The organism is Streptomyces sp. V4I2 (assembly GCF_030817655.1).
GTDB lineage: Bacteria > Actinomycetota > Actinomycetes > Streptomycetales > Streptomycetaceae > Streptomyces > Streptomyces plumbiresistens.
The window spans coordinates 8999049-9009805 of sequence record NZ_JAUSZM010000003.1 but is presented as its reverse complement, the minus strand read 5'-3'; the positions used below and the strand labels follow the sequence as shown (position 1 = coordinate 9009805).

At 70.6% G+C, this 10757-nt stretch carries 11 protein-coding genes and 1 tRNA gene; 6 read left to right on the top strand and 6 right to left on the bottom strand.

The window, feature by feature from the left end:
- Positions 1 to 90: 90 nt before the first annotated feature.
- The 3 genes from QFZ76_RS42155 to QFZ76_RS42145 form a co-directional block, all read right to left on the bottom strand.
- The gene (locus QFZ76_RS42155) at positions 91 to 1290 is read right to left on the bottom strand and encodes a right-handed parallel beta-helix repeat-containing protein (RefSeq protein ID WP_307678609.1); all 1200 of its coding nucleotides are present in this window, start codon (positions 1288 to 1290) and stop codon (positions 91 to 93) included.
- 185 nt (positions 1291 to 1475) lie between these two features.
- Entirely contained in the window at positions 1476 to 1679 is a 204-nt protein-coding gene (locus tag QFZ76_RS42150; protein WP_266450516.1) for a cold-shock protein, read from the bottom strand.
- Between the two features lie 247 nt (positions 1680 to 1926).
- Positions 1927 to 2787 (bottom strand): endonuclease/exonuclease/phosphatase family protein, encoded by an 861-nt coding sequence (locus tag QFZ76_RS42145; RefSeq protein WP_307678608.1) that lies wholly within the window; start codon positions 2785 to 2787, stop codon positions 1927 to 1929.
- 82 nt (positions 2788 to 2869) lie between these two features.
- On the opposite strand from QFZ76_RS42145, the gene QFZ76_RS42140 reads away from it, so the two are divergent.
- A complete protein-coding gene (locus QFZ76_RS42140; RefSeq protein ID WP_307680291.1) occupies positions 2870 to 3871 on the top strand; it encodes a glycoside hydrolase family 43 protein in 1002 nt (333 codons plus the stop codon).
- A 72-nt stretch (positions 3872 to 3943) separates the two neighbouring features.
- Here QFZ76_RS42140 and QFZ76_RS42135 read toward each other — a convergent pair.
- Positions 3944 to 4017: transfer RNA gene (locus QFZ76_RS42135), tRNA-Pro, on the bottom strand.
- A 118-nt stretch (positions 4018 to 4135) separates the two neighbouring features.
- Here QFZ76_RS42135 and QFZ76_RS42130 point away from each other — a divergent pair.
- From QFZ76_RS42130 to QFZ76_RS42115, 4 genes are all read left to right on the top strand, one after another.
- A complete protein-coding gene (locus tag QFZ76_RS42130; RefSeq protein ID WP_307678607.1) occupies positions 4136 to 4663 on the top strand; it encodes a DUF309 domain-containing protein in 528 nt (175 codons plus the stop codon).
- 60 nt (positions 4664 to 4723) lie between these two features.
- A complete protein-coding gene (gene cobF, locus QFZ76_RS42125; protein WP_307678606.1) occupies positions 4724 to 5494 on the top strand; it encodes a precorrin-6A synthase (deacetylating) in 771 nt (256 codons plus the stop codon).
- 165 nt (positions 5495 to 5659) lie between these two features.
- The gene (locus QFZ76_RS42120) at positions 5660 to 7651 is read left to right on the top strand and encodes an MDR family MFS transporter (RefSeq protein WP_373464563.1); all 1992 of its coding nucleotides are present in this window, start codon (positions 5660 to 5662) and stop codon (positions 7649 to 7651) included.
- Between the two features lie 43 nt (positions 7652 to 7694).
- A complete protein-coding gene (locus QFZ76_RS42115) occupies positions 7695 to 8198 on the top strand; it encodes a hypothetical protein (RefSeq protein WP_307678605.1) in 504 nt (167 codons plus the stop codon).
- 12 nt (positions 8199 to 8210) lie between these two features.
- On the opposite strand, the gene QFZ76_RS42110 is transcribed toward QFZ76_RS42115, so the two are convergent.
- Positions 8211 to 8948, bottom strand: coding sequence for a cobalt-precorrin-6A reductase (locus QFZ76_RS42110; RefSeq protein ID WP_307678604.1), 738 nt, complete (start codon positions 8946 to 8948; stop codon positions 8211 to 8213).
- 84 nt (positions 8949 to 9032) lie between these two features.
- Between QFZ76_RS42110 and QFZ76_RS42105 the strand changes: the two genes are divergently transcribed.
- Positions 9033 to 9842, top strand: a complete 810-nt coding sequence (locus QFZ76_RS42105; RefSeq protein WP_307678603.1) for an HAD-IIA family hydrolase — start codon at positions 9033 to 9035, stop codon at positions 9840 to 9842.
- Here QFZ76_RS42105 and QFZ76_RS42100 read toward each other — a convergent pair.
- A complete protein-coding gene (locus QFZ76_RS42100) occupies positions 9822 to 10595 on the bottom strand; it encodes a sulfite exporter TauE/SafE family protein (protein ID WP_307680290.1) in 774 nt (257 codons plus the stop codon). The two genes, QFZ76_RS42105 and QFZ76_RS42100, sit on opposite strands and share 21 nt — an antisense overlap.
- Positions 10596 to 10757: the final 162 nt, after the last annotated feature.

Below are 10757 nucleotides of genomic sequence, written 5' to 3'. Positions count from 1 at the left end.
GGCGGACCTCCCGGAACCGGTGCCCCGCGGGACGGCATCGCCGCAGATCTCACGGCAGCCGCGGCAGCTGTGACAGCCGCGCGAGGTGCGTCAGACCGTGGCGCCCTTCATCAGGTGCGCGTTGCCGCCACCGTCGTGCCAGTCAATCTCGACCCCGTCCAGGAAACCCGAACTGACCACCGTGTAGGCCGAGTTGGTCACGGACACCCCGCGCGCCGGGGAGGCCTGCAGTGCGCCGTCGTCGTCGTTCCCGGCGGTGACGAGCAGCCCGTCGGCCAGCACCTTGGCCGTGGTGCCGACCACCTTCAGCCCGGCGTAACCACCGCCGCCGGCACCGCCGTTGCGGCCGTCGCGGGTCAGTCGGCAACCGCTGAGCTGGAGGATGCCCCGGCCGTCCTTGTTCTCCACCTTGATGCCGTCGTACCCGTTGCGGTCGGTGGAGCAGCCGGTGAACTGGATGACTCCCGTCCAGCCCTGCAGCAGGAAGCCCTCCTTGGCCGTCCATTCGGCCCGGCAGCTGACGAAGTTGGAGTTGCCCGAGCCGGCGATCCACCAGCCGGGGCCGTCGCCTCCGAGGACGTACACGTCATGGAGGACGGAGTCCGTGCAGTTGTTGAGTGCGATGCCGAAGCTTCCCGACCACAGGACGGAGACGCGTTCGAAGTGAAGGCAGAACGGAGCCTGCGGCCCCTTGGGGACGTCCGTGTTGAAGGTGTTGTTGATGCCGACGCCGGTGACCTTGCGCACCTGGACGTCCCGCAGCTGGAAGTGCTGGATCTGACCGACGGCCCGGATGCCGTCGACCTCCGCCCCGTTGCGGGGCAACGCGCTGCCGTCGATGGTCAGTTGAAAGATCCGTGGCTCCAGCGCCTGGCGTGGATAGCCGCCCCGCAGCTGGTCGAGGATCAGCACCACGGCCACTCCGGTGAACCCCGGCAGCGGCTTCAGCCCGAACTCGGGGTTCTTCACGTCCCATTCGTTCTCGCCGGAACCGTGCGTGCCCTGCAAGGTGACGGACGGCGGGATCCGTATCGGTTCGCTCGTACGGTACTGGCCCGCGGGCAGATACACGGTGTTGCCCGGCTCGCAGGCGTCCAGGGCCGCCTGGATGGCGGCCGTGTCATCGGTGGTGCCGTCGCCCGTGGCCCCGTAGGCGCGCACATCATGCCAGCCGAGCTCGTTCGGTCCGGGTTCGGCCGCCTCCGCCGCCGTCGCGCTCCCCGCCCCCGAGGCAACGGCGACGACCCCCGCCGCGGCTCCGCCCATGAACAGTCTTCGTGTGTGCTCCATGCCCATCCCCCTCTGGATGATCCTCTGGATTGATCAGAATCGATCAGAGTCAACCAGAAGCCAGCCTCCCGGGGGTCGCACTCTCCATTACCGAACCGGCGCAAAAGAGAGGGCCGGCACCTGTTGGTGCCGGCCCTCTTCATGCGATCAACTGCGGCAGGTCGGGCCTGCCGGGAGACGCGTGATTACAGCGGGCGGACGCGCGAGGCCTGCGGGCCCTTGGGGCCCTGCACGATCTCGAACTCCACCTGCTGGTTCTCCTCGAGGCTACGGAAGCCGGAGCTGTCGATCTCCGAGTAGTGCACGAAGACGTCCGGTCCGCCCTCGGCCTGGGCGATGAAGCCGAAGCCCTTCTCGGCGTTGAACCACTTGACGGTTCCCTGAGTCATTGCTGCTCCCTTACAGGGGCTGGGTGAGGGACTCGCACCGTGCGAGACCCCGGCCGGTTAACGACGCGGCTCCTCCAGCAACCTGAAGGTAAGCTTCGCGCCCGCAACATCGTTCTCTGCGAGCATGCGACTGACACAAACACACAAGTAAAACTGCGACCGCCTCGTACAACGGGGCCACCACCGGAATCATTCCCGAACACCGGAACTCTTTTTTCCGATCGGTGCGACCGGCCCTCCCGTGGTTTCACCAGCCCAGATCGGCCACCACGGCGTAGTGGTCCGACGGCGCCGGATCGGCGGTGCCGGCCAGGGCAGCCGCCTGAACGGTGACCGCACGGCCGGGCGTGCCCGGGCGCGCGAGGATGTGGTCGATCCGTCCGTCGGCGAGCCACTCGTGTGACCCGACGAAGCCGTTGCCGGTGGTGAAGGTGAAACCGGGCTCTCCGGGACGCGCCGCATCCCAGGCGTCGACGAAGGCCCGGGCCAGCGGGCGGAGCTCCGGTGTGTCGGGGCGCGCGTTGAGATCGGCGGCGAGGACGACCGGCAGCGGGCCGTCGAGAGCGGGGTCGGTGAGCAGTGCCGTCAGCCCGCGGTTCTGGGCGAGCCGGGCGCCAGCACGGTCCGCCTGCCAGTCCGGGCAGGCCGTCGCGATGTGCAGGGGACCCGCCGGATGCTCGAAGGTGACGACGAGAGCCATCGAGGGGTCGCGATCATGCAAGGGGCCGTCCGGGCCGTCGGGCAGCCGGTGCAGCCGGTACTCCAGTACGGGCCACCCGCCGAGGACCGCCAGACCGAGAGCGGGGGCGTCGGCGGCCGGCTGCGGCCTCGGACCGGGAGCCGGCTCGGGACCCGGCTCGGGACCCGGCTCCGGCTCGGGACCCGGCTCGGGACCCGGATCTGGTCTCGGCATCCGGCTTCGGCCGAAGACCGCATGCAGACCGAGCCGCGCGGCCAGTTCGTCGGCCTGGGTCGTGCCCTGCGTGCTCCAGGCCTCCTGCAGGCAGACGATGTCCGCTCGCAGCTCGTCCAAGGTCGCCAGGATCCGTGGCGCTCGTTCGCGCCAGGGCCCGAAACGGCCCCAGACGTTCCAGGTCACCACCCGCATGCCAGGCTCCACCCTCACAAGACGCAACGCTTCCGCCGCCACCACATCGACGTATTCTTCGGCCGTGGCTGAGACCGACCTGATGCGGCTTCCCGACATGCCGCTGCACGATCCGTTCATCGTCGCCGACAAGAAGACCCGCACCTACCACCTCTACACGTCCAACGACCCTTCCGTGTCGGGTGTGGACGGCACCGGCACGATGGTCTACCGCAGCCGCGACCTGCGCGACTGGACGCGCCCCGTCGTGGTGTTCCTGACCGCCGAGCAGCAGGGGATCTGGGCGACCGACGGCGGATGGGCGCCGGAGGTGCACGCGTGGGGCGACAGGTACTACCTGTTCACCACGCTGCACGACCAGGACAAGCCGCTTCCGGTACCACCGCCGAACCAGTGGGGCGCGCCGTTCCAGACCCCGAACCACATGCGCGGCACGATCACGGCCGTCTCGGACTCGCTGCTGGGTCCCTTCACCGCCGTCGCCCCCTCGCGCCCCACGCCGCCCGAGCACCTCATGACCCTCGACGGCACGCTCTACGTCGACCCGTCCGGGCAGCCCTGGTTGGTGTACGCGCACGAGTGGCTGCAGACCATCGACGGAACCATGGAAGCGATCCGGCTCGCCCCGGACCTGTCCCGGTCGATCGGGGAGCCGGTCTTCCTGTTCAAGGCCTCGGACGCGTCCTGGATCAGCGAACAGATACCCGGCGGCGTACCGCATCAGCTCCCGCCCTACATCACCGACGGCCCGCAGCTGTACCGCACCCCTGACGGCTCCCTGCTCATGCTGTGGTCGACGTACGAGAAGAACACGGCCGGCCAGGACGGCACCGTGAGCGGCGGCTATGTGCAGACCTACGCCGTCTCGAAGTCCGGCGATCTGACGGGACCGTGGCAGCAGCAGCGGCCGTTGGTCCGCGACGACAGCGGTCACGGCATGCTGTTCGAAACCTTCGACGGCCGCCTGATGATGGTCCTGCACCGCCCCTTCGACAACGCGCGGGGAAAGCTGTACGAGATGCAGTTCCTCGGCGACGAGCTGCGGGTGCTCCGCCGACGCGCCGACCTGGACGGTGGTGGATGACGCCGCCGTCGCCTACCGCACAAAGGCAACCAGCGGGTCTGCCACTGTCGGCAAACCCGCTGGTCAACACCGTCGGGACGACAGGATTTGAACCTGCGACCCCTTGACCCCCAGTCAAGTGCGCTACCAAGCTGCGCCACGTCCCGGTGCGCGCCTCCCGCGGTGACCCGCGGGATCGCGCGAAGAGCACTTTACCCCACGTCGGAGGCCTCGCCGAAGGCGGGGCGGGGCGAGGTGGGGGGCGGTGCGCGGGACAATCGCCGTATGGGCAGTGCATCCTCAGGACGACAGGCCGACGCGCGGGACCGGGACGACGAGGGGCGGGCGCGCAACGCGCGGCCCCGGGACGGGCTCGGGCGGCCGCTGCCGTACGGCTCGGACGGTGTGGAGCGGCAGCCCGAGGGCGTCGTCCGCACGCCGGACGAGAGCGTCGCCGAGGCCCAGGAGCTGTTGGACGCGGGGAAGCCGTTCCACGCGCACGAGGTGTTCGAGGACGCCTGGAAGTCGGGTCCCGAAGAGGAGCGCGGGCTGTGGCGCGGCCTGGCGCAGCTCGCCGTGGGGCTCACGCACGCGGCCCGGGGCAATGTCACGGGCGGCGCCCGGCTGCTGCGGCGCGGCGCCGGGGCCGTGGCGGAGTGGGCGTCGGCGGCGGGGCGGGAGCGGCCGTACGGAATGGACCTGCCGGGGATCGTGGGCTGGGCGCGGCGGCTGGCCGACGACGTGGAGCGGGGCGAGCGGACCGTCGACGCGCGGGCGCGGGCGCCGCGGCTGCGAGGGGAAGCGGCCTCGTAGCGCCGGGACCGGCGGGGACGCGGTGTCCGCGGTGTCAGTGCCGTGCGGCAGACTCGGGGCGTGCGAAAGATTCATGTCATCGGTATCGGCGCGGGCGACCCCGACCAGCTGACCCTGCAGGCGGTCAGGGCGTTGCGGAGCACGGACGTGTTCTTCGTCCTGGACAAGGGCGAGGTGAAGTCCGACCTCGTGCAGCTGCGCCGGGACATGCTCGACGCGCACGTACCGGAGGGCACGTACCGCGTCGTCGAGGCGCGCGACCCGGAGCGCGACCGCGCGGCCGGCGGGGCCGCGTACTCCCCCGCGGTCGGTGACTGGCGCAGTGCCCGCGCGCAGATCTACGCCCGGCTGATCGCCGAGGAGCTGGGCGAGGACGAGAGCGGCGCGTTCCTGGTGTGGGGGGATCCCGCGCTGTACGACAGCACGATCGGGATCCTCGAGGAGATCCTCGAACGGGGCGCGGTGGCGTTCGAGTACGACGTCGTGCCGGGCATCAGCAGTGTCTCCGCGCTCGTCGCCCGGCACCGCACCGGCCTGAACCGGGTCGCCCGCCCCGTGCAAATCACCACCGGCCGGCGGCTCGCCGAGGGCTTCCCCGAGGGTGTGGACGACGTGGTCGTGATGCTCGACGCCCACCAGACGTTCCGGCAGTACGCGGACCAGGACATCGACATCTACTGGGGCGCCTACATCGGCACGCCGGACGAGATCCTCGCCGCCGGCCCGATCGCGGAGGCGGCGCCCCGGATCGAGCGGCTGCGTGCGGAGGCCCGCGAGCGCAAGGGCTGGATCATGGACACGTATCTGCTGCGCCGGAATCGGCAGGAGTGAGGCACGGGTAGTCCGGGCACTCGTGCGGCCCGTCCCCGCATGCGGGAGCAATCCACCGGTGTGAAGGTGACCTCGTTACAGTCGTGGAGGAAACCGCACTGCCCGCCGCCGCCCAACCCCCCCGTTCTGGACAAGCGCCGCCGCAACGTCGTCTTCGTGACGATCATGCTGGGCATGCTGCTCGCGGCGCTCGACCAGACCATCGTGGGCACGGCGTTGCCGACGATGGTGTCGGATCTCGGCGGCGCGGAGCACATGTCGTGGGTCGTCACGTCGTACCTCCTCGCGGAGACCGTGGCGACGGTCCTGGTCGGCAAGTTCGGCGACATGTTCGGCCGCAAAGTGGTCTTCCAGGTCTCCGCGATCGTCTTCATCACGGGCTCGTTCCTGTGCGGTCTGGCCTCCAACATGACGCTGCTGATCCTCTGGCGGGCGATGCAGGGCATCGGCGCCGGCGGGCTGATGGTGACGTCGATGGCGCTGATCGCCGACGTGATCCCGCTGCGGGAGCGCGGCAAGTACCAGGGCGCGATCGGCGCGGTGTTCGGGGTGGCCACGGTCATCGGGCCGCTGCTGGGCGGCCTGTTCACGGACCATCTGACCTGGCGCTGGGCGTTCTACGTCAACGTCCCCATCGCGATCGTCGTGGTCATCGCGGCCGCCCGCACCATCCCGGTGGTGAAGTCGGCGATCCGGCCGGTCATCGACTACCTGGGCATCGCGTTCGTCGCGGTCGGCGCCAGCGCGCTGATCCTGGCGACCAGTTGGGGCGGCAACGAGTACGCGTGGGGTTCCGGCGTCATCGTCGGCCTGTTCGTGGGCGGTACGGTCGCGCTCGGGCTGTTCTGCTGGGTGGAGACGCGGGCGGCCGAACCGATGCTGCCGATGCGGCTGTTCGGCAATCCGGTGTTCACGGTCTGCTCGATCCTCAGTTTCATCGTCGGCTTCGCGATGCTCGGCGCGCTGACGTACCTGCCGACCTACCTGCAGTACGTCGACGGCGACTCGGCCACGGTCTCCGGTGTGCGCACGCTGCCGATGGTGCTCGGTCTGCTCATCGCGTCGGTCTTCAGCGGCAACGTGGTCAGCAAGACCGGGCAGTACCGGTTCTTCCCGATCGTCGGCTCCCTGGTGATGGGGGTCGGCCTGTATCTGATGTCGCTCATGGACCCGTCCACCGGTGCCTGGCTGGAGTCCCTGTACATGTTCGTGCTCGGCACCGGCATCGGGCTGTGCATGCAGGTCCTGACGATCGCCGTGCAGAACACCGTCGACTACACCGACCTCGGCACCGCCACCTCCGGTGTCACCTTCTTCCGCACGCTGGGCAGTTCCTTCGGCACGGCCGTCTTCGGCACGATCTACACCAACTCCCTCACGCCCAACCTCAGGGACGGGATCGCGTCCGCGACCGAGGTGGGATCCGTGGACACGGCCACCGTCACCCGGGCGGCCACCAGCCCCGAGGGCCTGCACGAGCTCCCCTCCGACGTCGCCGCCCCGATCGTCGGCGCCTACGCCGACACCATCCAGACCGTCTTCCTGTGGACGGTGCCGGTCGCGGCCATCGGCTTCGTGGTCGCCCTGTTCCTCAAGCAGGTCGAGCTGCGGGACAGTGCGCGGGCCGGCTCGACCGACATGGGCGAGGGGTTCGCCCAGCCGTCCGGCGCGGACTCGCAGCGCGTGCTGGAGGCGACCGTCGGAAAGATCATCGGCAGTACGGACCTGGACACCGCCCGCCGGCTCATGACGGAGGCCGACACCCGGCTCGACATCGCCGGTGCCTGGGCGGTCATGCAGGTCGAGCTCTTCACCCGCATGGTGGGCCACGCCGGCCTCGGCATGATCGCCGCCCGCCGCCACGTGCCGCCGGAGGTACTGTTGCCGGTCTTCGACCGCATGGTCGACGAGGGCTATCTGACCCGCGACGGCTCCCTCCTGTCCTATACCGAGGCGGGGGCCCGGGAGGCCCGGGTCATCAGCGAGGCCTGGGGCAGCTGGCTGGCGGACCGGGTAGAGCAGGACATCGGGCGTCCCTCGGGGACGGATCTGCGCGCCGCGGTGGACGCCATGGCGAAACGGCTGCTGGTGGAGGACCTCACCCATGGAGTGACACAGCATCAGCCGGCGGAGTTGGCGTCGAGCACGGCCCGCTGAAAACAAGGTGCCGGGTGGCCGGAGCGATGGCCATACTCTCGGCATGTCTCCGGCACCGACCCGCTTCCGTGACCCGCGCAGCACCACATACGACTTCATCGACTCGGTACTGGTGCGCTGCCCACGCTGTACGCGGATCGCGCACGTCGAGGTCCACAGGACGACCGAAGAAGCGCTGCCCACGCGGCTGCTCGCGCCCCGCCGTCTCGTCTGCCGCGCCTGCGGGCTGTCCCGGACCTGGCAGGGCGGGTCGATCGAGTTCTCCGGCGGCCGCCACTCGCCGGCCCGCGATCCGTACTTCCGCCTGCCGCTCTGGCTGCAGGTCGAGACCCGGCACGGCGGACTCTGGACGTACAACCTCGAACAGCTGGATCTGCTCGGGCAGTTCGTCGGCGCCTCCCTGCGCGAACGCGCTCCTTGGTACGACACAGGTCAGAAAATGACCTACGTCGCCCGCCTGCCCACCTGGATCAAGAGCGCCAAGAACCGCGACGAGGTACTGCGCGCCGTCGACCGCCTCCGCGCCTCCGTCGTCGCCGCGGGCTAGGCCGGACAGGGCCTAGAGGCCGAGCCAGGCCAGGGCCGCCGCCACATCGGGGACCGTCGTCACGCCGTGAGGAAGTGGCGGGCGGGCCACGACCACGACGGGCAGCGCGAGGTGGCGCGCGGCCGTCAGCTTGGCCGACGTCGCCTCTCCCCCGCTGTCCTTGGTCACCAGTACGTCGATGCAGTGGTCGTACAGCAGCGCGGACTCGTCGGCTACGGTGAACGGGCCGCGCGCCAGCAGGACTTCGGTGTGCGGCGGCATCGGCGGGTCGGGCAGTTCAACGGACCGTACGACGAAGTGCAGGTCCGTCAGGTGCGCGAAGGCGGCGAGGCCCAGGCGCCCGGTGGTCAGGAACAGCCGTCGGCCGAGCCGCGGCACCAGGGCCGCGGCCGCCTCCAAGGACGAGACCGTGTGCCAGCGGTCCTCGGGGCCGGGCCGCCAGGGCGGGCGGTGCAGAACCACCGCGGGAGTCCCGGTCGCCGCCGCTGCCGCCGCCGCGTTCGCGGTGATCCCGGCGGCGAAGGGATGCGTGGCGTCGACGAGCGCGTCCACGCGCTGCTCGCGCAGCCAGTCGGCGAGCCCCTCCGCCCCGCCGAAGCCCCCGATCCGTACGTCCCCCGCGATCACCCCGGGCCGCGCCACGCGTCCGGCGAGCGAGGTGGTGACACGAAGACCGCGGCGGGCCGCGAGGACGGCGGCCAGCTCCCGGGCCTCGGCGGTACCACCGAGGATGAGGACGTGCGAAGGCATGGCGCCGAGCCTACGAGGCCCGGACGGAGGACAGCACGCCGGGTACGAGCCGACTTCCCGGGCCCGGGTGGCTATCGTCCAGGCATGGAATCCGTGCGTGCCGTCCTGATCGACATCGACGGGGTTCTCACCGTGTCGTGGCAGCCGCTGCCGGGGGCGGTCGAGGCCTTGCGGGAGATCCGGGAGGCCGGTCTCGCGGTGGCCCTGGTCACCAACACGACGTCCCGGACGCGGGCGTCGATCGCCGCAACGCTGGCGGACGCGGGGTTCCCGGTGACCGCCGGGGACATCCTGACCGCGCCGGCCGTCACGGCCGCGTATCTCGCCGAGCACTGGCCCGGCGCGCGGTGCGCCCTGCTGAACAGCGGTGACATCCGGGAGGACCTGGATCTGGAGGGTGTCACCGTCCTCGACACGGACGACACCGACAGTGTCCCGGATGTCGTGGTGGTGGGCGGGGCCGGTCCCGAGTTCGACTACGCGGCGCTCGACCGGGCCTTCGGCCAGGTGCAGCGCGGTGCGCGGCTGGTGGCGATGCACCGCAATCTGTACTGGCGCACCGACGCCGGGCTGCGGCTCGACTCCGGTGCCTTCCTGGTCGGCCTGGAGCAGGCCGCGCGGGTCGAGGCCGAGGTGACGGGCAAGCCGTCGGCGGCCTTCTTCGCGGCGGCGCTGGCGCACCTCGGCGTCGGCGCGCGGGACGCGGTGATGGTGGGCGACGACATCGAGTCCGACGTACTGGCGGCGCAGCGCGCCGGTGTCACCGGGGTGCTGGTGAAGACCGGCAAGTACCTGCCTGAGACCCACGAGGCGGCGAGCGGCACGCCGGATCACGTCATCGAGTCCTTCGCGGACCTGCCCGCCCTGCTGGGACTAGCGCAGCAGGAGCTGTAGGCCGCCCAGGATCGTCGCCCCGATCACCAGTTGCTCGAACAGGCGCTGGTTGATCCGGTTCACAGCCCATTTGCCGATGAACGCACCGGGCACGACGAACGCCACGAGCGCCGCGTCAAGGAGCAGTGAGCGGCCGTCGATCAGACCGAGCCCAACACTGAAGGGCACCTTGGACACGTTGACGATCAGGAAGAAGAAGGCGGAGGTACCGAGGAAGCCGAGCTTGCGGAAGCCGGCGGACAGCAGGTACATCGACATCACCGGGCCGCCCGCGTTGGCGACCATGGTGGTGAAGCCGCCGAGGACGCCGTACGAACGGGCCTTCACGCGGCCCGATCGGGTGGCGACCGAGTCGGGTTCCTCCTCGGTGTCGGCCCTGCGGCGGCGCCAGACCGTCACCCCGGCCATCAGCAGCAGGATCGCCCCGATCGACGTCCGTACGATCTCGTCGTCCGCCCACACCAGGAACAGCGTGCCGGCGACCACGCCGACCGCGACCGCCGGGAACAGTCGCCACAGCGTGGGCCAGTGGGCGTGCCGCCGGTAGGTGAGCACGGCGAGCAGGTCCCCCGCGATCAGGACCGGCAGGAGCACGCCGGTGGAGGCGCGGGCGGGCAGCACGGCGGCGAAGATCGCGAGGCTGACCGTGTTGGCCCCGCTCACGGCGGTCTTGGAGAAGCCGACGAGCAGGGCGGCGAAGGCGAGGGCGGCGAACTCCCAGCCGGTGATGTGCCAGAGGGTCATGGTGTTCATGCGGAGACCGATGCTATGTGCAAGCAACCAGGCGCGTAAGGAGTGTCTCGCCAGGTGACCGGTGTTGGGGCGGCGAGGTCGGGGCGGGGTTGGTGTGGGCGGCGCCGAGCCGGTGTCGGTGCGGGCGGCGCCGAGCCGGTGTCGGTGCGGGCGGTGCCGAGC

Coding starts and splice junctions, on each gene's coding strand:
- QFZ76_RS42155 (WP_307678609.1), bottom strand. CDS start 1,290: ATGGAGCACACACGAAGACTGTTCATGGGCGGAGCCGCGGCGGGGGTC.
- QFZ76_RS42150 (WP_266450516.1), bottom strand. CDS start 1,679: ATGACTCAGGGAACCGTCAAGTGGTTCAACGCCGAGAAGGGCTTCGGC.
- QFZ76_RS42145 (WP_307678608.1), bottom strand. CDS start 2,787: ATGCGGGTGGTGACCTGGAACGTCTGGGGCCGTTTCGGGCCCTGGCGC.
- QFZ76_RS42140 (WP_307680291.1), top strand. CDS start 2,870: ATGCGGCTTCCCGACATGCCGCTGCACGATCCGTTCATCGTCGCCGAC.
- QFZ76_RS42130 (WP_307678607.1), top strand. CDS start 4,136: ATGGGCAGTGCATCCTCAGGACGACAGGCCGACGCGCGGGACCGGGAC.
- QFZ76_RS42120 (WP_373464563.1), top strand. CDS start 5,660: ATGCTGGGCATGCTGCTCGCGGCGCTCGACCAGACCATCGTGGGCACG.
- QFZ76_RS42115 (WP_307678605.1), top strand. CDS start 7,695: ATGTCTCCGGCACCGACCCGCTTCCGTGACCCGCGCAGCACCACATAC.
- QFZ76_RS42110 (WP_307678604.1), bottom strand. CDS start 8,948: ATGCCTTCGCACGTCCTCATCCTCGGTGGTACCGCCGAGGCCCGGGAG.
- QFZ76_RS42105 (WP_307678603.1), top strand. CDS start 9,033: ATGGAATCCGTGCGTGCCGTCCTGATCGACATCGACGGGGTTCTCACC.
- QFZ76_RS42100 (WP_307680290.1), bottom strand. CDS start 10,595: ATGAACACCATGACCCTCTGGCACATCACCGGCTGGGAGTTCGCCGCC.